The organism is Frankia sp. Cppng1_Ct_nod (genome assembly GCF_920656135.1).
GTDB lineage: Bacteria > Actinomycetota > Actinomycetes > Frankiales > Frankiaceae > Protofrankia > Protofrankia meridionalis.
In genome coordinates this window covers 1-20616 of record NZ_CAKKTK010000057.1, presented here as the reverse complement: position 1 = coordinate 20616, position 20616 = coordinate 1, and the positions used below count along the sequence as shown (strand labels likewise).

Sequence of the window (20616 nt, the reverse complement as noted above, 5' to 3'; positions counted from 1 at the left end):
GTAGTGCCCGCAGGCCCGCGGCGAACGCTTCCGGGTCGCCACCGCGGTCCGGATGGTTCTCCCGGACGAACCTTCGTATCTCGGCACGCAGCGCGGCGGCATCCGCGTCACGGTCCGTCCTGCGGGGTTCGGGTCGAGGAGGCTTCGGCCGGACAGACACGGCTACCCGGTGTTCCGGCGAGGGGCTACCCGGGGGGCTACGGGGTCGTGGATGGCGGAACCGTCCACGACGAGATCATCCACAACAATGTCGATCTTCCCGCAGTCCGGGGCCACCGCGGTGACCGCGGCCCGGATCTGGCCGGCGATCTCGGCCATGGTCGGGCCGAACCGGGCGACGACGTGGATGGCGACACCGGCCGGTGCCGTGCGGACCCCCACCACCCGCCGTCCGGGGATGTGGGTGGCCACATCACCCGACGGCCCGGGGGACAGCGCGGCCACCGCGGGGCAGCCCGCGACCGCGTCCGCGATGACGGCCGGCCGTGTCGACACAACCGAGTTAATCATGATCTTTACTGCACCCGGGCCTGCTTCTCCTCATCGTCGTCCTCGGCGATGTGTACGTCGTCGACGGCGATGTTGACCTCGGTGACCTCCAGGCCGGTCATGCCCTCGACCGAACTGACGACGTTGCCGCGGATCGCCTGCGCGAGGTCGACGATGGACACGCCGTACTCGACGACGACGTCGAGGTCGATCGCGGTCTGCCGCTCGCCGACCTCGACCGCCACCCCCTGGGCGACGTTGCGTCCGCCCGAGCCGGGAATGCGCTGCTTCAGCGAGCCCATCGCGCGGGTTCCGCCGGAGCCGAGGTTGTGCACGCCTTCGACCTCCCGGGTCGCCACGCCCGCGATCTTCCGGACGACCGAGTCCGCGATGGAGGTCCTGCCCTGACCTGTCACGAGTTCGGTGGATGTTCGCCGGGATACGGCTGCGCCGTCATGCTCCTGGGTCTCGTGCCGTGCGTGAGCGGTCTTCTCGGTGGTGGTCGTGCTCATGACGTTCCTCCGACATCCTTGGAGTCGTGGGACGGGTCCCGGTGGGATGAATTCTCGCAGCGGCAGCCGATCGTGGCGACAATCGATCATGAGTGGTCCGGCCGACCGCCTCGTATGCATCGTCATACCCGCAGCCGGCCGCAGCACTCGCGTCCGGCCGGCCGGATAGGTTCGTTGGTGCCCGGTGTCAGAACACGTCCAGAGGGCCGAAAGTCGCGCGATCATGTTTTCCGTGTGGCCGAAGCCCAGGTCCCCGGATCGCCAGGAGCGAAGGAGCGTCCGCTGCCTCGGTCTCATCCGCACCCTTCCGGTGCTGCCGGCCCCGCCCAGTCTCCAGTGCCCACGTCGGGTAACCGGGTGACTGTCCGGACGCCTGCCAAGGTCAACCTGCATCTCGGCGTGGGCGCGCGCCGCGACGACGGCTATCACGCGGTCATCACGATCCTGCAGGCCGTATCGCTCTACGACGACATCACGGTGACGGCCACCCCGGATGCCGCCGCCGGCCCGGACGCGGTGGAACCCATCGTGTCCGTGGAGGTCACCGGGGAGGGAGCCGCTGGTCACCCTTCGGCCGCACCGCCTGCCAGCGACACGGCATCCGGGGAGAAGGCCTCACCGATCTCCCTCGTGCCGACCGGATCTGACAACCTGGCCGTCCGCGCGGCCTACGTGCTCGCGGCCCGCGCCGGCGTGCGCGGGGCCGCGGCGCACCTGAGCATGGCCAAGGGCATTCCGGTCGCGGCAGGGATGGCCGGTGGCAGTGCCGACGCGGCCGGGTCGCTGGTCGCCTTCGACGCCCTGTGGGGTACCGGCCTGGATCGGGCCGTCCTTGCGGAGCTCGCCGCCGGGCTCGGCAGCGACGTGCCGTTCCCGCTGGCCGGCGGGACTGCGCTCGGCACCGGTCGCGGTGAACAGTTGAGCCCGGTGCTCGGGCGGGGCGAATATCACTGGGTGTTCGCGCTGGCCGACGGTGGGCTGTCCACCGCGTCCGTCTACGCCGAGTTCGACCGCCTGGCGGAAGGGCGGCTGCGCACCGAGCCCACCCCGCCCGACGCGGTGCTCGCGGCGTTGCGCACCGGTGACCCGATCGAGTTGGGCAAGGCGCTGGTCAACGACCTGCAGCCGGCCGCGCTGCGGTTGCGTCCAGCATTGCGCAGGGTGCTGGAGACCGGCATGGAACTCGGCGCCGTCGGCGCCGTGGTCAGCGGGTCCGGGCCGACCTGCGCTTTTCTGGCGCGCGACGCCGCCGAGAGCGTGAGCCTTGCGGCAAGCCTCGCCGGAATGGGGGTCTGCCGGGCGGTGCGCCGCGCGCACGGTCCCGTCGCGGGCGCCCGCGTGATCGATCCGGGCCTGTCCGGATGAACTGTGGAACGACCGGATGAGCGGCGTCCTGGTGACCATGGAGACGGTGGTCGCCGCCTTCGGTACCCGCACCCTGCTGGACGGGGTGAGCCTCGGCGTCGGGACCGGTGAGCGGATCGGTGTCGTCGGTCGCAACGGCGCGGGCAAGAGCACCCTGCTGAAGCTCCTGGCCGGCGAGGCGGTTCCGGACGCGGGTCGTGTCGTGCAGGCCGGTTCGCTGCGCGTCGGCATCCTGGCGCAGGACGACCGACTTTCACCCACCATGACCGTCCGTCAGGTTGTGGTCGGAGACGTCCCCGACCACGTCTGGGCCGCTGATCCACGGCGCCGGTCGGTGCTCGCCGGGCTCGGGCTGCTCGACCGGCTCGATGACACGGTCGGGCAGTCCTCCGGTGGGGAGCGCCGCCGCACCGCCCTGGCCGCGCTCCTCGTCGACGACCTCGACCTGCTGATACTGGACGAGCCCACCAACCACCTGGACGTCGAGGGCGTGGCGTGGCTCGCGTCCCACCTGGTGTCGTGGCGTGGCGGGCTGCTCGTCGCCACTCACGACCGGTGGTTTCTCGATGAGGTGTGCGAGCGGGTCTGGGAGGTCGTCGACGGCCGGGTGGACGCCTATGAGGGCGGTTACTCGGCGTATGTACTGGCTCGCGCGGAACGGGCGCGCCGGGCCGAGGTCACCGAGTCCCGACGCCAGAACCTGCTCCGTAAGGAGCTGGCCTGGCTGCGCCGTGGTCCGCCGGCCCGCACCAGCAAACCGCGGTTCCGGATAGACGCGGCCAACGCCCTGATCGAGGACGAGCCCCCGGCCCGCGACGCTCTCGGCCTGCGCACGTTCGCCGCGTCCCGGCTCGGCAAGGACGTCTACGACGTCGAGGACGTGACGCTGCGCCTCGGCGGTCGGACGCTGTTCGAGAACCTGACCTGGCGACTGGGCGCGGGGGACCGAGTGGGCCTCGTCGGGGTGAACGGCAGCGGTAAGACGACGCTCCTGCGTCTGCTGACCGGTCAGGCGGACCCCGGCTCCGGCACCGTCCGGGTCGGTAAGAGCGTGCGTCAGGCCATGCTCGCGCAGGAGATCCGCGAGCTGAACCCGCAGCTTCGGGCGCTGGAAGCCGTCCAGGAGGCCGGCCAGACACTCGACGTCGGTCGCGGAAAGCAGCTGACCGCGGGTCAGCTACTGGAGCAGTTCGGTCTGCCGTCCGCCCGGCAGTGGACGCGTGTCGGTGAACTGTCCGGTGGCGAACGTCGCCGCCTGCAGCTGCTGCGGCTGCTCATGGGACGCCCGAATGTGCTGCTCCTGGACGAACCCACCAACGACCTGGACACCGACACGCTCACGGCGCTCGAGGACCTTCTGGATTCGTGGCCGGGCACGATGGTCGTCGTCAGCCACGACCGCTACTTCCTGGAACGGACCTGCGACACCATCGTCGCTCTGCTCGGCGACGGCTCGTTGATCATGCTGCCCAACGGGGTGGAGGAATACCTGTCCCGCCGCCGCGGGCTGGTCGACGCGGCTGACGCGGCCGACGCGCGCGCCGGGACGGCCGACGCACGCGCCGACAACACCAGCGGCGCACCAAACCCGCTGTCAGCTGGGCAGGTACGGGTGGCGCGCAAGGAGCTGACCCGGCTCGAGCGGGCGCTGGAGCGGCTGGGCCGCCGGGAGACAGCGTTGCACGCGGCGCTCGCGCAGGCGGCTACCGACCACGGGCGTCTGCTTGCGCTGGATACCGAACTACGCGAGCTCGTCGCCGAGAAGTCCCGGACCGAGGAGGCGTGGTTGGCCGTAGCCACCGACCTCGAGGATGCCTGAGCCGGCCCCCGCCCGATCCCGTGGTCAGGCTTCCTTGGCCGCCAGACGTGCGGGGTCGGGCCAGCGGACGTCATGGACCAGGTGCAACGTTTCCATCAGCTTGATCAGATATGCGCTTGAGTCCAGCTGCCAGGGCTTGACTCCGTGACGTGCCAGGGTCGGCTCGGCGTGGTGCAGGTTGTGCCACGACTCGCCCATCGACAGGAAGGCGAGCTGCCAGACGTTGCCGGAGCGGTCCCGCGACTTGTAGGGGTGCTTACCGACGACGTGGCAGATGCTGTTCGTCGACCAGGTCACGTGGTGCAGGACGGCGACGCGGACCAGGCTCGCCCAGAAGAACGCCTGCACGGCGGCTTCGAACGAACCACCCCACAGCCCGCCGACGAGAGCCGGGGCCGCCAGGCTCACCAGCACGCAGACACCGAACAGCCGGCTTACCCGGACCATGTCGGCGTCGTCGAGCAGATCCGGGGCGTACCGGCGTTGGTCGGTCTGCTCGATGTCGAACAACCACCCGATGTGGGCGTGCCACAGACCTCTGGCCACCGCGCCGGTGCCGGTGCCGTACCGCCACGGCGAGTGCGGGTCGCCGGCCTTGTCGCTGAAGGCGTGGTGGCGCCGGTGGTCGGCGACCCAACGGATCACCGGGCCCTCGATCGCCATGTTGCCGGCGACGGCGAGCGCGATGCGGACCGGTCTGGCCGCCTTGAACCCGCGGTGGGTGAAGTACCGGTGGAAGCCGATCGTTATGCCGTGGCCGGTAATCATGTACATGACGGTCGCGAGGACCACGTCCCGCCAACTGATCCACTGGTTCCACACCAGGGGTATCGCGGCGGCGACCGCCGCCAGCGGGACGATAATGATCGTCGCGAGGGTGACCTGTTCGCCCCGTGCCTTGATGGCGGAACGCGGCGGCCTGGTGTGGCGGGTCTGTGCGGGTACAGCAGGCACCGCAGGGGTCGCGGCAGGTGGGTTCACCGTGTCGGTTGCGGTCATGGCGTGATCCCGTCCATTGTCGCGGTGACTGTCGTTGTGTCACCGTAGCTCGTGACGGTAACGTGAGGCGCCCGTCGCGGGGAACATCCCCGAAAACAATCCGTATGCCGCGGGCTTGTTGTCGTGGGTCCGGTACTTGTCACGATGAGCGGTGGCGTTTTTGGATGAACGGGTTCGTGATGGTACACTACCCTCGATTTTCCCTCGGTCCGCCGTAGTGTAATTGGCAGCACAGGAGATTTTGGTTCTTCTAGTCCACGTTCGAGTCGTGGCGGCGGAGCCCGGGGTTTGGCGGGCGGGTGAGGTCGACGTGAACCATTTATCTTCCGTCGGAATTGTCCGCCTTACCTGTGTGTCGAAATCCGGTATGCTCCACATACTCCGAGTTGATGTCCGCGATCATGGGAGCTCGTGTGACCCAACCACGTCTTGCGGCGGTCGTCGTCCTCGCGGCAGGCGAGGGTAAGCGGATGCGGTCCGTGACCCCCAAAGTGCTGCACCGTATAGCGGGTCGCTGCCTCCTCGAGCACGTTCTTGCGGCGGTGGCTCCACTCGGCGCCGACCGGCAGCTGGTGGTGGTCGGGCACGGGCGCGAGCAGGTGATCGCGGCGATCGACGGCCGTGCCCCCGGGCTGTTGCCGATCGTGCAGGACAGGCAGGGCGGTACCGGGCACGCGGTCCGGGTCGCGTTGCAGGCGGTGGAGGGCATTCGCCCGGACGAGCTGGTGGTTGTCGTCCCCGGTGACGCGCCACTGTTGACCGGTGCGACGTTGTCCGCCCTGGTCGCCGCTCATGTGCACGCGGCGGCGGCGGCGACCGTGCTGACCGCGGAGGTCGTCGATCCGTTCGGGTACGGGCGGGTGGTGCGTGAGGCTTCGGGTCAGGTGCGGGCGATCGTCGAGCAGGCCGACGCCGACCCGGCAACGGCCGCCGTCCGAGAGATCAATACCGGGGTGTACGTGTTCACGGCCGGTCCGCTGCTGGCTGCGCTGACATCCCTGACGACAGACAACGCCCAGGGTGAGGAGTACCTGACCGATGTCGTCGGGACGCTGTTCGCGCGGCGTCAGGTGGTTGCCGCGCATCCGCTCGACGACGCGGCCGAGGCATCCGGGGTGAACGACCGGGTCCAGCTGGCAGCGGCCGGGGGCGTTCTGCGGGACCGGATCGTGGCCGCGGCGATGCGGGCGGGCACCACAGTAGTCGATCCTTGCGCCACCTGGATCGATGCCGACGTGACGCTGGAGCCGGACACGACGCTGCTGCCGAACACCTTCCTGCACGGCCGGACCCGGGTGGCCTCCGGTGCCGTGGTCGGTCCGGACTGCACGCTGACCGACACGGTGGTCGGCGCCGGGGCGACGGTCAGCCGGACCACCGCGACCGGCTCGGTGATCGGTCCGGACGCCACGGTCGGTCCCTACACCCACCTGCGCCCGGGTACGCGCATCGGGCGGGGGGTCAAGCTCGGCGCGTTCGTGGAGACGAAGGCGGCGGAGATCGCCGATGACGCCAAGGTGCCTCACCTGTCCTACGTCGGCGATGCGGTGATCGGCCCACGGAGCAACATCGGGTGTGGCACGATCTTCGCGAACTACGACGGTGTCGCCAAGCACCGCACGGTGATCGGCGCGGATGTCAAGATAGGCAGTGACACCGTGCTGGTTGCGCCGGTGCATGTTGGTGACGGTGCGTATACCGGAGCGGGTTCGGTTGTCACCGAGGATGTACTTCCGGGTGCGTTGGCCGTCCGGGACGGCCGACAGCGGACGATCGAGGGATGGGTGCAACGGCGGCGTCCGGGTACCGCGGCGGCGCGGGCCGCGGCAGCCGCCGACCCGCCGGGTGGTGAACTGGACCACACGGGGTCCGCCCGGGTCGCGATCGCTGGCGTTTCCGACGGCGGGCATCGAACGTAGAGGCCGGCGGCGTATTCACGAGGACCGGGCGTGACCGAGCGAATGAGGTTGGAGAAATACTGATGGCCTACCAGACGGAGAACCGGCGCAACCTGATGCTTTTCGGTGGCCGCGCTCACCCTGAGCTGGTAGCCGAGGTGGCTCGGGAACTCGACGTCGAGCCGGTACCCACCAGCGCCTACGAGTTCTCGAACGGCGAGATCTTCGTCCGGTTCGAGGAGTCCGTCCGTGGGTGTGACGCTTTCGTGCTTCAGTGTCACTCCGCGCCAGTGAACACCTGGCTGATGGAACAACTCATCATGGTGGACGCGCTGAAGCGCGCGAACGCGAAGCGCATCACCGTGGTCGCGCCGTTCTACCCCTACGCCCGGCAGGACAAGAAGCACCGCGGACGGGAGCCGATCTCGGCCCGGCTCGTCGCGGACCTGTTCAAGACCGCCGGCGCGCACCGGTTGATGTCGGTGGACCTGCACACCGCCCAGATCCAGGGCTTCTTCGACGGCCCGGTCGACCATCTGTTCGCGCTCCCGCTGCTTGCCGAGTACATCGAGGGCAAGCTCGACACGTCGGCCGTCACCGTGGTGGCGCCGGATGCGGGCCGCGTCCGGGTCGCCGAGCGTTGGACCGACCGGCTCGGCTGCCCGCTGGCAATCATCCACAAGCGTCGCGACCCGGACGTCCCGAACCAGGTGAAGATGTTCGACGTGGTCGGTGAGGTGCGTGGTCGGACCTGCATCATCGTTGACGACATGATTGACACTGCGGGCACCATCACCAAGGCGGCCGAGGCGCTTCGGGAACACGGTGCCGTCGAGGTGATTGCCGCGGCCACCCACGGTGTGCTCTCCGGCCCCGCTGTCGACCGCCTGAAGAACTCCGACATCAGTGAGGTCGTGCTCACCAACACCCTGCCGCTGCGCAGTGAGGCCCGCATCGACAAGCTCACCGAGCTGTCGATCGCGCCGTTGCTCGCTGCCGCGATCAAGGCCGTCTTCGAGGACGGTTCCGTGACCGAACTTTTCGGCGGTGACGCCTGACCGGCGGGCTGTCTGACCGTCTGACCGCGATCCATGCGCGAAATTGCCGAGCAACTGCGGCTATGGCAGGCGGAAGGGAGCCTGTTCGCGCTGGCCACGGTCGTGGGCGTACGGGGAAGCGCCCCATGCCAACCCGGTGTGGCCATGGCGGTGAACGCGGCTGGTGACGTCATCGGCAGTGTGTCCGGTGGATGCGTCGAAGGCGCGGTCTACCAGGCCGCCGTCGGCGTTCTGGGGTCGGGCGAGGCGGTCCGCCACACCTATGGGATCAGCGATGCCGATGCCTTCGGAGTCGGCCTGACCTGCGGCGGGACGCTCGACATCCTGATCCGGCCGGGTAACGCGAGGGTAGGGGACGTGCTTGCCTCCCTGGCGGTGGCCGAGCCGGTGGCACTCGCGACGCTGATCGGTGGCGGGGATCTCGACCGGCAGTATCTCGGACGGCAGATGGCCGTGTGGTCGGACCGGGTTACGGGGTCGCTCGGTGCCGGCGGGCTTGACACGGCGGTCGTGGACGACGCGCAGGGGATGCTCGCGCAGGGACTGACCGGGGTGCGTCACTACGGGCCGGGCGGCGCGCGGCGTCCAGCCGGGGTTGCGGTCTTCATCCAGGCCTTCGCCCCGCCTCCCCGCATGATTGTTTTCGGGGCGACCGACTTTGCCGCGGCCGTGGCACGGGTGGGTTCGTTTCTCGGCTATCACATCACGGTGTGTGATGCCCGTCCCGTGTTCGCGACCAGCAGGCGTTTCCCGCATGCGGACGAGGTGGTGTGCGAGTGGCCGGAACGCTTCCTGGCCCGCACCCGAGTGGAACCCAGCACGGTCATCTGCGTGCTGACCCACGACCCGAAGTTCGACATCCCGGTGCTTGCGACCGCGTTGCGTTCACCTGCGTCCTATGTCGGGGCGATGGGGTCACGGCGGACTCATGCCGACCGGCTGGACCGGCTCCGTGCGGCCGGGCTCACCGACGACGAGCTCGCCCGGCTGCGCTCGCCCATCGGGCTTGACCTCGGGGCGCGCACCTTCGAGGAGACAGCCGTGTCGATCGCCGCGGAGATCGTGCAGTGCCGGTGGGGTGGTTCCGGCCGTCCCCTGCGCACCACCTACGGCCGTATTCATTCAGGTCGCGCTGCTGGCTGACGGAAGAAGCACCCGGACGACGGCACCGCCATCCGGCCGGTTCGTGGCTGTCACCGTCCCACCGTGCGCCGTTACGAGGGTGCGGACGATGGCGAGGCCCAGGCCGGCCCCACCGGCGTCCCGGTCGCGGGCGACATCGGCGCGGCGGAACCGTTCGAAGGCATGGGGGAGGAATCCCGGCGGGAAGCCCGGCCCGTGATCGCGGACCTCGATGACGACGGCGGGCTGTCGGACCGCCACGTCGCGGGAGCGCCAGGCGGCGACCTCCACCGCTGTTCCAGTCGGTGCATGGTGCAGCGCGTTGTCAAGAAGGTTGCCCATGACCTGACGGATCCGGTCCGAGTCGGCGATCACGACGAGCGCCTCGGGCACGTCGAGTGTGACGGAGGCGGGGCCGGCACCATGGCGCAGCGCCGCTCCGTACGCGGTGGCCGCCAGTACCTCTCCGAGAGAGAACACGGACATGCGCAGGATGGCCGCGCCCTCGTCCGCACGGGCCAGCAGGAGAAGGTCCTCGGTCAGCCGGACCAGCCTGTCGGTTTCCGTGGCGGCGCTCGCCACCGCGGCCGCGAGTTCCTCGCGCGACCTCCCCGGTCGGCCGGCGAGCTCGAGTTCGGCCTTCAGGATCGTCAGTGGAGTACGCAGTTCGTGGCCGGCGTCCGCGACGAACCCACGTTCCCGGGCGACCGCATGCCGCAACCTGGTCAGCAGTCCGTTCATCGTCTTCGCGAGTGCCGCGATCTCGTCCCGGGTCGCGGGGACCTCGAGCACCATGGCTGGATCATGGGCGGTGATGTCGGCGACCTGCCGGCGCATTCGTTCCACCGGCCGCAGGGCAGCCCCGGCCAGCAGCCAGGCGCCGAGGCCCGCCAGCCCGACGGCCGGTGGTCCGCCCACGACGATCACGTCCCGGGCGTGGTCCTCGGCGTTGTCGGTGATGTCGGTACGAACGCTGACCACGCACACCACGGTGGTTCCGGCGGACCGGGCCGGGGCTGCGAGCAGCCGTCTGCGCTCGCCCGCGAGGTACTTCGTGACGAAGACGGGTGCGGTGCGGGCCGTTGCGATCTGTTGAACGCTGATCTCCGGCCGGCTGCCGGCGCCGTGGGAGAACGCCAGCACCGTTCCGTCGACGTTGAGGATCTGCGTGGCGTCATCCGGCTCGGCGGCGGTGGAACCGGCGGGTGGCTGCCCTACCGGCGGCTGTCCCACCGGCGACTGGGCGAGCCTGACCGCCAGCGCCTCCGAACGGGCCTGCAGCGTGGAGTCCAAGGAGGCGTCCAGGCTCGCCCGTAACTGGAAGAAGAAGCCGATGCCGGCGACGGCCAGCACGCCGGCGGCCCCCAGCCCGAACAGGATGGCGAGGCGGAGCCGCAGCGGCATCAGAGGGTGTTACCCGGCGGGAGCACGCAACCGGTAGCCGGCCCCGCGGACCGTCTCCAGCTGGTCCATCCCGAACGGACGGTCGATCTTGCGACGCAGGTAGGCGATGTACTGGTCGACAACATTCGACATCCCGTCGTAGGCGAAGTCCCAGACGTGTTCGAGGATGCGTGTCCGGGTCAGTACCTCGCCCGGATGACGCATGAACAACTCCAGGATCGCGAACTCCCGGGGGGAGAGGTCCAGTTCCGTGGTGCCGCGCCTGGCTCGGCGTGCAGCCGGGTCCAGCGACAGGTCACCCACGCGTAGCACGATCGGCCGCACGGGCGCGCCACGGCGGATCAGCGCCCGCAGCCGGGCCGAGAGTTCGGCAAAGCTGAACGGTTTGGCGACGTAGTCATCAGCCCCGGCGTCGAGTCCCTGAACCCGGTCGGACACCACACCGCGGGCGGTCAGCATCAGTACCGGCGCCCAACGCCCCGCTGCCCGCAGCCGCCGGCAGACCTCGAATCCGTCGATGCCCGGAAGCATCAGGTCCAGTACGACGGCATCATAGGCGACCTCGGTGGCGAGCCATACCGCGTCCGTGCCGTTCCCCACGACGTCGACGGCGTAGCCTTCCTCGACGAGGCCGCGCCGGAGCAGCGCCGCCATGCGGAGCTCGTCTTCGACGATGAGAACACGCACGGCAATTACCTTAGGTCCAGGATCGGTCCTCCGGTCCCACCGGGCCGGGCAGACGGTTCTCGGACACGCTCCCGCGAAAGGCCTCATGGTCGTCGTCCGCACCGCCGCACTGTTCGTCCTCGCCGCGCTCGCGGAGATCGGTGGGGCGTGGCTGGTGTGGCAGGGGATCCGGGAGCACCGGGGTGTCCCCTTCGTCTGCGGTGGTCTGGTTTCGCTGTGCGCCTATGGGTTTGTCGCGACCCTCCAGCCGGACCCGCACTTCGGGCGCGTCCTCGCGGCCTACGGCGGGGTGTTCGTTGCCGGGTCTCTCGCCTGGGGTGTCGTTGCCGACGGTTACCGGCCCGACCGGTACGACATTGCCGGTGCGCTGGTCTGTCTGGCCGGCGTGGGCCTCATCATGTTCGCTCCCCGGAGGTGACTCCGTCGCCGACGGGTCGCTGCGGAAGGGCTCCGGAAGGGCTGCGGAACGGCTCCGGAACAAGGCGGGGCGAAGTGTGACCGCGAGGTGTGACCTGTTCGTCCAGGCGTGATGGCGTGGCTGTGAGCCGGGCCTGGCCGGGAGCACCCCGTACCCGTGAAGTAGTGTGGAAGACCGCACCGGAGGGGAACGTCCAGCACACTTCGCTGGTTCCCAATAGTTGCACGGAGAGGATGAGTACCGCCATGTCCGAGGTCCGCATCGTCGCGGAGCCCCGCACCGAGTTCGGTAAGGGCGGGGCTCGTCGTACCCGCAAGGCCGGCAAGGTCCCGGCCGTTCTGTACGGCCACGGTCAGCCGCCCCGCCACATCTCGCTGCAGGCTCACGAACTTCTCCACGCGTTCAAGACCGACGCCGGTACGAACGTGTTGCTCACGCTGGAACTGTCCGACGGGACGCAGCTCGCCCTGCCGAAGGAGGTCCAGCGGCACCCGATCAAGGGCAGTTACGAGCACATCGACCTGGTCATCATCCGTAAGGGTGAGCGGGTGACCATCGAGGTCCAGGTTGTGCTGGTCGGTGACGCCCACAGCGACACCTTCGTCGACCAGCAGTTGAACACCATCTCGCTGCAGGCCGATGCGACCGAAATCCCGGGGTCCATCGAGGTCGACATCACCGGTCTCCAGCCCGGCGCGAGCATCAGCGCCGGTCAGCTCGTCCTCCCCAAGGGCTCGGCGCTGGAGACGGACGCCGCGCAGGTTGTCGTCCAGGGACAGGCAAAGTTGACCGCAGCCCAGATGGATGCCGAACTTGCCGAGGCCGAGCAGGCAACCGGTGGCGGTGCCGCAAGCGCCGCCGCAAGCGCCGCGGCGGCTGAGAAGGCGGACTCGTCGGTCTGATGAGGGGCTGAGGGACTGAGGGGCTGAGGGACTGATGACGCCGCCGGAAACCGACGGCCTGGCTACCGGTCCGTGGCTGGTCATCGGTCTGGGTAATCCAGGCCCCGCCTATGCGGGAAATCGTCACAATGTCGGGTCCATGGTCCTCGACCTGCTCGCCGAGCGGGTCGGGGGCCGTTTCCGTTCCCATCGGGGACGTGCGGACGTCGTGGAATCCAGGCTTGCCGGAGCGCGTACCGTGCTCGCCAAGCCTGGCTCCTTCATGAACACTTCGGGTGCGCCGGTGGCGGCCCTCCGGACGTTCTTCAAGGCTGACGTCGGGCGGATTGTCGTCATCCACGACGAGCTGGATCTCCCCTTCGAAACGGTCCGGCTCAAGATCGGGGGCGGCGACAACGGCCATAACGGCCTGCGGTCGGTCACAGCTTCGCTGGGATCGCGGGAGTACCTGCGAGTGCGGGTCGGTATCGGCCGTCCGCCCGGCCGGATGGACCCGGCCGACTTCGTCCTGCGGGACTTTTCGGTGCCCGAGCGCAAGGAACTGCCGTTTGTGCTGGACCGTGTGGCCGACGCGGTCGAGTCGCTGGTGGGTTATGGGCTCGAGGCCACCCAGAACGCCTTCCACGCTTCTCCTCAGTAACGACCTGGTGCGCCGTACGGAGACGGTCCGTGCGCCATACGGTGACGGCTCGAGTAGAGATTTCTCCGGGGATTCCTAGGGGCTGAGTGGGTCTTGGATCGGGTGATGATTGGGGTCTCTGCCATCCGTTGTCAAAAAAGAGTTCCATTATTGTGGCAATGCCTGGGAAGGTGTTGTCCACCAAGTCGCCTGCTGTTGGCATAATCATCGCTATCAACCGCAATGGAGTGATCGTTCATCGGGGGTGGCGAGTCATGTCGGAGCCAATAGGCGTCGCCGTGGTGGGCGCTGGGTACTGGGGTCCGAACCTGGTTCGCAATATCCAGGCTTCGCCCCGGATGCGGCTGCGGTGGTTGTGTGACCTCGATGCTGAAAGGGCCCGCGCGGTTGTCGGTCCCTACAGCACGGTGCGGACGACGTCCTCGCTTGATGACGTCCTGGGAGACGCGGACGTCACCGCGGTCGCCGTGGCCACTCCCGCCGCGACCCACGCCGAGGTCGCCCTGCGGGCACTGGACGCCGGAAAGCACCTTCTCGTGGAGAAACCCCTGGCCTCATCGTCGGCGGAAGGCGCCAAGCTTGTCGATGCGGCGGAGGAACGCGGGCTGGTCCTGATGTGTGACCACACCTACTGCTATACGCCGGCAGTGACGAAAATACGTGAGCTCGTGCACGGAGGGGAGCTCGGTGACATTCACTATGTCGACTCGGTGCGCATCAACCTGGGTCTCATCCAGCGTGACGTCGACGTGCTCTGGGACCTCGCCCCGCATGATCTGTCGATTCTCGACTTCATTCTGCCACCCGGTGTGGTTCCCCAGGCGGTCTCCGCGCAGGGCGCCGATCCGATCGGTGCGGGCCGAGCCTGCGTCGCCTACCTGACGCTGTCACTCACCGGCGGCGCGATCGCTCATGCCCATGTCAACTGGCTGTCTCCGACCAAGGTTCGTACCACGATCGTCGGCGGGTCCCGGCGGACGCTGGTCTGGGACGACCTCAATCCCGCACAGCGGCTGACGATCCATGACCGCGGGGTGGACCTGAGCTCCGCCGAGAACCTCGGGGACGAGGCCCGCTACGACAGGATGATCTCCTATCGGAGCGGTGACATGGTGGCCCCGGCACTTCTCGAACGTGAGGCACTTGCCTCGGTCATGACCGAGTGGGCGGACGCCATCAGCGAAGGCCGGGCGGCCCGCACCGACGGCCGTGCCGGACTGCGCGTGCTCGACATCCTGGAGGCCGCGTCCCGAAGCCTGGAGTACTACGGCGCCACGGTTCCGCTGCGCGTTGATCGTTGAGGCGGTACTCGAACCCGGAGCGCGTTGATTCCGTTCGCGCGTTCGGCTCGCTCTTCATCGCCGTGCCTCCCACGGCAATCCCCACGGCAATCCTCACGGCAACCCTGCAACGACGGAGGGAAGTAACTTCAGGTGGAAAGCACGCAGACGGCAGCAGTGCCGCTGGCAGGGTCCCGCTGTCTGGTGACGGGCGGAGCCGGCACGATCGGTTCGGCGGTCTGTGATCGTCTGGTCGCGGCCGGGGCGGCTGAGATCATCGTTGTCGACAACTTCGTCCGTGGCCGGAGAGCCAATCTCGTGGGCGCGCTGGCTTCCGGCCGGGTGCGCCTGGTGGAAGGGGACATCCAGGACCGGACGCTGCTCGCCGAGCTGATGGTTGGTATCGACGTCGTCTTCCATCTGGCCGCTCTGCGGATCACCCAGTGCGTGGAGGAACCGCGGCTGGCACTGGAGGTCCTTGTCGACGGCACCTATGACGTGGTCGAGGCCGCGCTTGCCGCAGGCGTCCGCAAGGTGGTCGCGTCATCGTCCGCATCCGTGTACGGGCAGGCGGTCGACTTCCCGACCAGGGAGGACCACCATCCCTACGCCAACGACACCCTCTACGGCGCCGCGAAGTTGTTCAACGAAGGTCTGCTGCGCAGCTTCCACGCGGCGCACGGGCTCAACTATGTCGCGTTGCGTTATTTCAACGTGTATGGCCCGAGGATGGACATCCACGGCGTCTACACCGAGGTGCTGGTTCGCTGGATGGAACGGATCGCCGCCGGCACGGCTCCGCTGATCCTCGGCGACGGTTCCCAGACGATGGACTTCGTCTACACCGATGACATCGCGCGGGCGAACCTGTTGGCGGCGGAGGCCGACGTCACCGACGAGGTGTTCAACGTCGCCTCGGGTACCGAGACGTCCCTGCGTGCCTTGGCCGAATCTCTCCAGGCGGTTATGGGACGCGCCGACCTCGGACTGGAGTTCGGCCCGGCCCGGGCCGCGAGTCCGGTGTCCCGGCGACTCGCCGACACCGCCGCCGCTGCGTCGAGGCTCGGCTTCAAGGCTGAGATCGACCTTGCGGAAGGGCTGCGGCGCCTGGTCGACTGGTGGCAGGCGGAGCAACACTGCGGGCCGGACGGACAGGACGAGGGCGCGGCCGGAGCGGCCTCGTGACGATCCCCGTCATGAAGCCCTGGCTCGGTCAGGAGGAGGCGGACGCGGTTGCGGAGACCCTGGCAAGCGGCTGGGTTGCGCAGGGTCCGCGGGTGGCCGCGTTCGAGCGGGCGTTCGCCGACCACGTAGGTGCCGGTCACGCTGTTGCGACCAGTTCGTGCACGACCGCCCTGCACCTTGCCATGATCGCGGTGGGGGTGGGGTCGGGGGACGAGGTGGTCGTCCCGTCGTTCTCGTTCATCGCCACGGCGAACTGTGTGCGCTATGTCGGCGGCGAGGTGGTGTTCGCCGATGTCGAGGCGGCCACCGGCAATCTCACGGCGAAGACCGTGGAAACGGTCCTCACCCCGCGAACGAAAGCGGTCATTCTCGTCCACCAGGGTGGGATGCCCGCGGACACCGAGGCCATGCGGGCACTGTGCGACCCCCTCGGCATCGCCGTGGTCGAAGACGCCGCATGTGCGGCCGGCTCCACCTACCGGGGCTCTCCGGTGGGCGCCGGGGCACGGGTCGCGGCCTGGTCGTTCCACCCGCGCAAGCTGCTCACCACCGGCGAAGGCGGCATGCTCACCCTGGATGACGAAGCGGATGCGGTCAGGCTACGCCGGCTGCGTGAGCACGGGATGAGCGTCAGCGCCGCCGACCGGCACACCAGCGACCGGATAGTCCTCGAACAGTACCTGGAGGTCGGGTTCAACTACCGGATGACCGACCTGCAGGCCGCGGTCGGCCTTGTCCAGTTGGGTCGCCTCGAGCGGATGGTGGCCCGGCGGCGAACCCTGGCGGCCCGCTACCACGATCTGCTCGCTGACATCGCGGGCCTGGTCCCGGTCCGGGACCCGTCTCACGGGGAGGCCAACTACCAGGCGTTCTGGGTCATCCTCCCGGAGGATGCGCCACGTTCCCGGGAGGATGTCCTCGCGTTTCTGGCGTCCCGAGGTGTCTCTGCCCGCCGTGGGATCATGGCGGCACACCTGGAACCGCCGTACGCCGACGTCCCGCATGGTGATCTTTCTGTTACGGAGTGGCTTACGAGTCGTTCGGTGATCCTGCCGCTGCACCATCATCTGACCGACGACGACCAGCGGACGGTGGTGGACGCCCTACGTGACGCCCTGACCGCGTGAACCGCGTTCGAAGCGTTCGAACCCGTTCGGGCCTGTGCCGGGGTCTCAGCGGCGTCGATGTCTTCCACCGGCACGGCGTCCTCGTGCCGGTGAGGTCGGCGGTCCCGCGGGAGCTGGCGGTCCCGCGGGAACGACAGGAGGCGGAGGTGCTGTCCGCGCTCGTGGGACGTAGGTCCGCAACAGGAGCGGCATGGTGGGTGGGGAGTCCACCAGGACGCCTACTGACATCGCATCGGCTCCTCTTTGGAGCGGCAGTCCGGGGTAGTCGTTGACAGTGCTGATCGTCCTGGCCGGGTCCCCCTCGGGGTCTGCGGTCCGATCCGGGTCTGGTAGAGACACGCGGTTTCGGTTCCGGCGGGACGCAAGCTGCTGGACGAGGATCCGGGTCCGCCTGCGTTGCATCGCGGCGTAGGCGGCGACGCCGACCAGACCTCCCGCGACGCACCCCAGCCATGGGTTGGCGACGCGTGCGGCTACGAGATGCGCAAGCGTCCCCGCACCCACCGCGGCGATAATGATCGTCGCCAGTGCGCGCACGAACAGTGCGGGGGTGATGCCGCCGAGGCGGAGCATCCACACGCAGGCGGGTAGGACGATTCCGGCGGTCACCAGGGAGTGGACGATCCCGGCGCCGACGATCCCGTCGGCGTCCACTCCGATGACCATGGCCGGGGTGAGGGCGATGAGCCACAAGAGTTGCAGATTCAGGATCCATCGGGTCCTGCCCAGAGCGACCACGAAGTCCAGACACAGTTCGATCACGGTCCGCAGGGCGCCCAGTACGGCCAGCCAGACCAGCACCGCCGCCGCGGGTCGCCATTTCTCGCCGTACACGCCGACGATCAGCGGTGTCGCCAGACCGGCCATGATCGCACAAACCGGGAAGGTGACCGCCGCCACGTTTCCTGCCGCGCCTGTGAACCGTTTCGGCAGGGTCGCGGTGTCTTCACGTATTCGTGCGAACGCGGGCAGGGCAACGCTGCGGACGACCGAGCTGAAAACATTCATCGGCCAGCCCGACATGTTGAACGCCAGGGTGTAAAGGCCGAGCGGGACGGCGCCCAGTTTCCGTCCGATGACTATGTAGTCGATATTGATCAACAGGAAGCCGACGATGTTGGATCCGGTCAGCGGAAGGCCGAACACGAGCAGGTCCCGGGCCTCCGACCGCTTGAAACCGAACCGGACGCTGCGGGTCGAATAGGCGATCAGGATGAGGACGGCGACCACCTGCCCCCCGGCCCTCGACCAGGCAAGCGCCATGGCCCCCCAGCCGGCCATGGCGAGCGGCAGGATGAGCGCGGTCGACACCACCAGGCTCGCTGTGTCGGCGACGAACTGACGGTCCTGACGGAAGTCCCGCTTGAGCAACGCCGACGGGACGGCGCCGAATCCGGCCAGGAACACGGTGATGGACAGGACCCGTACCGCGTCGGTCGCATCGGCCGCACCGAGAAGTCGCGACAGATCCGGCGCCAACGCGACCATGAGAAGGCTCAGCGTGGAGCTGGTCAACACCGAGATGGTGGCCACGGTGGGGGCGATACGCCGTTCGTCCTCGGCGTCTCCCCGGATCAGCGCCGCGCTGACCCCGAGTTCGGAGACGTTGATCACGATGTTGAGTACTGTGAGGGCGACGGCGAAGACGCCGAACGCGTTGGGGTCGATGATCCGCGCGACAACGATCCCGATGCCGAACTGGCCGAAACGGGTGAGCCCCACGTTGAGCGTGGTCCACAAGGCCCCTTTGCGGACCAGTTTGCCAAGCTGGTCGTTCGCGGAACCGCTCACCGCCACGCCGTCCGCGTGGGCGCCGCTCGAAGCCGGCTGGACAACGGCAGGACCGGGGCGGCGACCGAGCGCGGCCAGATGGTGTCCTGAGGCACGCGTTAGAGCCCGACTCGTTCCCAGCGCCACTCACGGATCTGGTTCTGCGCACGAACCATCACGTTCTGCGGCAGGCAGAGAGGGTTGTGTCGCGACCATCTCGGACCGAGGGAGTGCTTGACGCTGAACAGCCGCCAGCGCGGCGAGCGGCGGATCTCCGGCCAGGTCTCGACGGCGAAGTCGACCAGCTCGGACACTGGCCAGCCGTCCGGGACACCCCAGAAGTATGCCCGGTTCGCCAGGTCAAGGGCCTCGGTGGCGAGGGCGCGGTGGGCCTGTTCCCTCAGGTCCGGCGGCAGTGGCGCTCGGTGGTCCGCCCAGGCCAGGACCTCGTCGAAGGTGCGTCGCCGTTCCCGCAGATCGATGACCATGCCGGACCCGCGGTTTCCCTCGAACGTCGACGAGTGCATGTTCTGCCCATGCTCCCGATAGAAGGCGGCCTCCGGACCGAGTACATAACCGACATCCGCCAGTGTCGCGGCCTGGAGCCACATCGCCAGATCGGAGGTGTGCGGCAGGATCGGATCGTATCCACCGATCTGCCTCAACACCGATGTCCGCATGATCGCTTCGGGGCTGAAGATGCAGTTCCGACCCGCACGGCAACGCTGGGCGAGCCAGTGCCTACCGGCCCACACCAGCCAGCTCTCGGCACCGGTCCGCGTCGGCAGTGGTGGCTGACCGGTGAACCTCGGCGTCCTTCCGTACACCAGGCCGACGTTCGGATGGGCTTCCATCAGGGAGGTCGCACGGCTGATCGAACCGGGGGCCAGAAGGTCGTCGGCCGAAAGCACGACGACGTAGTCGCCGCTCGCGGCCGCGAGCCCGTCGTTGAAGGTGGCTATGTGCCCGGCATTGCGGGGGTGCCGGATGACGCTGACAGCGGGGTTTCGCCCGGCTATCTCCTCCGCGCGGTCTCCGCTTCCATCCGGTGAGGCGTCATCGACGATGATCACATCGACGTTCACGCCCGGCTGGTCGAGTGCGCTGCTGACAGCAGCTTCGAGAAAGTGGCCGTAGCGGTAGCACGGGATGACCACGGTAGCCCGAACCGCGGCACGCTCCGGGGCGGTCGGCTCTAACAGCCGGACCCGTGATCCTGAAGCGGCAAGCCTGGTCACGCTGCTCGTCCACACGGAGGTCGCACGCGTCAGGGTCGCCGATGATCCTGTAGTCACAGTCAGACTCCATTCCGTAGCCATTGTCGCCGGCCCCACTCGTCGGCCAGCCGGCGGGTGGCTGCACGGGCGACGAAGGGCGGCAACACCGGCGTGAGACGCGGCCCGATCCGACGGCGAAGTTCCAGGGCCTTCCACTGCGGCAGTCGGGTAGCCGCAGGCTCCAGCTCGAGCGCGAACGCGGCGAGCTCATCGACCGGCACCTCGTGGACATGACCACGGTCGTACGCACGGCAGGCCCGGTCGAGTGCTTCCAGGGTCAGTGCGTGCCTGGCCACCGCGGCCAATTGCCCGGCCCGGTCTATGCGGGACCCCATTTCGGAGAACAGAACCTGGAACGCGTGGTGGCGTTCACGAAGGTCGCTCACCTGGGAGGCGAAATCCCGAACGGACAGACTCGCGGGATGCTCGCGGTGCCATGCCTGATCGGGACCGTCCACATGGCCGACATCGGCAAGCGCGGCCAGTCGAAGCCACAGCTCCATGTCATGGGTGTGCGGGAGCTCCGCTCGCAGACCGCCGTGTTGTCGCACCAGTTCCGTGCGCATCACCACCTCCGGCGAGGTGATGCAGTTGTCCCCGCGGCGGCAGCGTCGCGCGAGCCAGGTCCGGCCGGGCCAGATCGTCCAACCGCGCACCAGATCAC

General features: G+C 68.6%; 19 protein-coding genes and 1 tRNA gene. 12 read left to right on the top strand and 8 right to left on the bottom strand.

Annotated elements, in window-relative coordinates:
• Positions 1–162: 162 nt before the first annotated feature.
• Entirely contained in the window at positions 163–510 is a 348-nt protein-coding gene (locus NBW77_RS15780) for a hypothetical protein (RefSeq protein ID WP_131745301.1), read from the bottom strand.
• A 5-nt stretch (positions 511–515) separates the two neighbouring features.
• Positions 516–1001: an Asp23/Gls24 family envelope stress response protein gene (locus NBW77_RS15775; RefSeq protein ID WP_131745302.1), complete on the bottom strand. Its 486-nt coding sequence runs from the start codon at positions 999–1001 to the stop codon at positions 516–518.
• Between the two features lie 357 nt (positions 1002–1358).
• Here NBW77_RS15775 and NBW77_RS15770 point away from each other — a divergent pair, with 357 nt between their 5' ends.
• Both NBW77_RS15770 and NBW77_RS15765 read left to right on the top strand, forming a co-directional pair.
• Positions 1359–2366 (top strand): 4-(cytidine 5'-diphospho)-2-C-methyl-D-erythritol kinase, encoded by a 1008-nt coding sequence (locus tag NBW77_RS15770; protein WP_242605558.1) that lies wholly within the window; start codon positions 1359–1361, stop codon positions 2364–2366.
• 16 nt (positions 2367–2382) lie between these two features.
• Positions 2383–4185 carry an ABC-F family ATP-binding cassette domain-containing protein gene (locus NBW77_RS15765; protein ID WP_131745303.1) on the top strand — a complete coding sequence of 601 codons (1803 nt, stop codon included), beginning with the start codon at positions 2383–2385 and terminating at the stop codon, positions 4183–4185.
• Positions 4186–4209: 24 nt separating this feature from the next.
• Here the strand turns inward: NBW77_RS15765 and NBW77_RS15760 are convergent, their stop codons facing one another.
• The gene (locus NBW77_RS15760; RefSeq protein ID WP_131745304.1) at positions 4210–5184 is read right to left on the bottom strand and encodes an acyl-CoA desaturase; all 975 of its coding nucleotides are present in this window, start codon (positions 5182–5184) and stop codon (positions 4210–4212) included.
• Positions 5185–5392: 208 nt separating this feature from the next.
• Here NBW77_RS15760 and NBW77_RS15755 point away from each other — a divergent pair.
• The 4 genes from NBW77_RS15755 (at position 5393) to NBW77_RS15740 (ending at position 9283) form a co-directional block, all read left to right on the top strand.
• A tRNA-Gln gene (locus NBW77_RS15755) sits at positions 5393–5464 on the top strand.
• 133 nt (positions 5465–5597) lie between these two features.
• Complete coding sequence (gene glmU / locus NBW77_RS15750; protein ID WP_131745305.1) at positions 5598–7103, top strand: bifunctional UDP-N-acetylglucosamine diphosphorylase/glucosamine-1-phosphate N-acetyltransferase GlmU; 1506 nt, start codon at positions 5598–5600, stop codon at positions 7101–7103.
• Positions 7104–7165: 62 nt separating this feature from the next.
• Positions 7166–8140: a ribose-phosphate diphosphokinase gene (locus NBW77_RS15745; RefSeq protein WP_131745306.1), complete on the top strand. Its 975-nt coding sequence runs from the start codon at positions 7166–7168 to the stop codon at positions 8138–8140.
• Between the two features lie 33 nt (positions 8141–8173).
• The gene (locus NBW77_RS15740; protein ID WP_131745307.1) at positions 8174–9283 is read left to right on the top strand and encodes an XdhC family protein; all 1110 of its coding nucleotides are present in this window, start codon (positions 8174–8176) and stop codon (positions 9281–9283) included.
• Here NBW77_RS15740 and NBW77_RS15735 read toward each other — a convergent pair.
• Positions 9263–10666 (bottom strand): sensor histidine kinase, encoded by a 1404-nt coding sequence (locus NBW77_RS15735; RefSeq protein WP_250279934.1) that lies wholly within the window; start codon positions 10664–10666, stop codon positions 9263–9265. The two genes, NBW77_RS15740 and NBW77_RS15735, sit on opposite strands and share 21 nt — an antisense overlap.
• 9 nt (positions 10667–10675) lie before the next feature.
• Complete coding sequence (locus NBW77_RS15730; protein WP_131745309.1) at positions 10676–11353, bottom strand: response regulator transcription factor; 678 nt, start codon at positions 11351–11353, stop codon at positions 10676–10678.
• A gap of 85 nt (positions 11354–11438) precedes the next feature.
• On the opposite strand from NBW77_RS15730, the gene NBW77_RS15725 reads away from it, so the two are divergent.
• The 6 genes from NBW77_RS15725 (at position 11439) to NBW77_RS15700 (ending at position 16905) form a co-directional block, all read left to right on the top strand.
• Positions 11439–11771 (top strand): YnfA family protein, encoded by a 333-nt coding sequence (locus tag NBW77_RS15725; protein ID WP_131745310.1) that lies wholly within the window; start codon positions 11439–11441, stop codon positions 11769–11771.
• A 245-nt stretch (positions 11772–12016) separates the two neighbouring features.
• Positions 12017–12673 (top strand): 50S ribosomal protein L25/general stress protein Ctc, encoded by a 657-nt coding sequence (locus NBW77_RS15720; protein WP_250279933.1) that lies wholly within the window; start codon positions 12017–12019, stop codon positions 12671–12673.
• A 34-nt stretch (positions 12674–12707) separates the two neighbouring features.
• Positions 12708–13313: an aminoacyl-tRNA hydrolase gene (pth, locus tag NBW77_RS15715; RefSeq protein WP_131745311.1), complete on the top strand. Its 606-nt coding sequence runs from the start codon at positions 12708–12710 to the stop codon at positions 13311–13313.
• Positions 13314–13567: 254 nt separating this feature from the next.
• Entirely contained in the window at positions 13568–14614 is a 1047-nt protein-coding gene (locus NBW77_RS15710; protein WP_131745312.1) for a Gfo/Idh/MocA family protein, read from the top strand.
• Between the two features lie 132 nt (positions 14615–14746).
• Positions 14747–15778 carry an SDR family NAD(P)-dependent oxidoreductase gene (locus NBW77_RS15705; protein WP_242605559.1) on the top strand — a complete coding sequence of 344 codons (1032 nt, stop codon included), beginning with the start codon at positions 14747–14749 and terminating at the stop codon, positions 15776–15778.
• Positions 15775–16905 (top strand): DegT/DnrJ/EryC1/StrS family aminotransferase, encoded by a 1131-nt coding sequence (locus NBW77_RS15700; protein ID WP_207386819.1) that lies wholly within the window; start codon positions 15775–15777, stop codon positions 16903–16905. The genes NBW77_RS15705 and NBW77_RS15700 overlap by 4 nt, the downstream gene beginning before the upstream one ends.
• A gap of 45 nt (positions 16906–16950) precedes the next feature.
• On the opposite strand, the gene NBW77_RS15695 is transcribed toward NBW77_RS15700, so the two are convergent.
• The 3 genes from NBW77_RS15695 to NBW77_RS15685 form a co-directional block, all read right to left on the bottom strand.
• On the bottom strand, positions 16951–18696 hold the full coding sequence (locus NBW77_RS15695; RefSeq protein WP_165485821.1) for a lipopolysaccharide biosynthesis protein: 1746 nt from the start codon (positions 18694–18696) through the stop codon (positions 16951–16953).
• 98 nt (positions 18697–18794) lie between these two features.
• Positions 18795–19913, bottom strand: coding sequence for a glycosyltransferase family 2 protein (locus NBW77_RS15690; RefSeq protein WP_250279932.1), 1119 nt, complete (start codon positions 19911–19913; stop codon positions 18795–18797).
• A gap of 59 nt (positions 19914–19972) precedes the next feature.
• On the bottom strand, positions 19973–20616 hold a 644-nt coding region (locus NBW77_RS15685), incomplete at its 5' end, for a hypothetical protein (RefSeq protein ID WP_250279931.1).

Excerpts from the sequence above, each read along its gene's own strand:
- NBW77_RS15780 (WP_131745301.1), bottom strand. The coding sequence starts at position 510 with ATGATTAACTCGGTTGTGTCGACACGGCCGGCCGTCATCGCGGACGCG.
- NBW77_RS15775 (WP_131745302.1), bottom strand. The coding sequence starts at position 1,001 with ATGAGCACGACCACCACCGAGAAGACCGCTCACGCACGGCACGAGACC.
- NBW77_RS15765 (WP_131745303.1), top strand. The coding sequence starts at position 2,383 with ATGAGCGGCGTCCTGGTGACCATGGAGACGGTGGTCGCCGCCTTCGGT.
- NBW77_RS15760 (WP_131745304.1), bottom strand. The coding sequence starts at position 5,184 with ATGACCGCAACCGACACGGTGAACCCACCTGCCGCGACCCCTGCGGTG.
- NBW77_RS15745 (WP_131745306.1), top strand. The coding sequence starts at position 7,166 with ATGGCCTACCAGACGGAGAACCGGCGCAACCTGATGCTTTTCGGTGGC.
- NBW77_RS15740 (WP_131745307.1), top strand. The coding sequence starts at position 8,174 with ATGCGCGAAATTGCCGAGCAACTGCGGCTATGGCAGGCGGAAGGGAGC.
- NBW77_RS15735 (WP_250279934.1), bottom strand. The coding sequence starts at position 10,666 with ATGCCGCTGCGGCTCCGCCTCGCCATCCTGTTCGGGCTGGGGGCCGCC.
- NBW77_RS15725 (WP_131745310.1), top strand. The coding sequence starts at position 11,439 with ATGGTCGTCGTCCGCACCGCCGCACTGTTCGTCCTCGCCGCGCTCGCG.
- NBW77_RS15720 (WP_250279933.1), top strand. The coding sequence starts at position 12,017 with ATGTCCGAGGTCCGCATCGTCGCGGAGCCCCGCACCGAGTTCGGTAAG.
- pth (WP_131745311.1), top strand. The coding sequence starts at position 12,708 with ATGACGCCGCCGGAAACCGACGGCCTGGCTACCGGTCCGTGGCTGGTC.
- NBW77_RS15710 (WP_131745312.1), top strand. The coding sequence starts at position 13,568 with ATGTCGGAGCCAATAGGCGTCGCCGTGGTGGGCGCTGGGTACTGGGGT.